The organism is Brevibacterium sp. SIMBA_078, assembly GCF_046534565.1.
Classification (GTDB): domain Bacteria; phylum Actinomycetota; class Actinomycetes; order Actinomycetales; family Brevibacteriaceae; genus Brevibacterium.
This window is the reverse complement of sequence record NZ_JAWRYQ010000471.1, coordinates 1-246: the sequence shown is the minus strand read 5'-3', so window position 1 is coordinate 246 and position 246 is coordinate 1. Positions and strand designations below refer to the sequence as shown.

Here is a 246-nt window from a genome sequence, read left to right as displayed (position 1 = left end):
CACACGAGCTTGCTTCGAATCTACTGTCTCAGTTTTTAATTTCACGATATCAGAGATAGCCGTAAAAGTAAGACGATTGTTTGTTTCAAAACCTACCCTATTAAAAATCTCCCGCTGGATTCCATAAATATAATCAGTGCATTTCTGTAAAAAGAAAGGTTCCAGCAAGTTTCCTTTAAAATCATCAAAATACAGCGGTATGGACCTAGTAAATTCAGGAAAAATTGCTTTGAAGTAAATAATCAT

General features: G+C 34.1%; 1 protein-coding gene. It reads right to left on the bottom strand.

Features of this window, described 5'->3' with window-relative positions; translation table 11 throughout:
• Positions 1-246 (bottom strand): hypothetical protein (locus tag SB749_RS20455; RefSeq protein ID WP_410711923.1); only part of this gene is annotated, 246 nt, incomplete at both ends.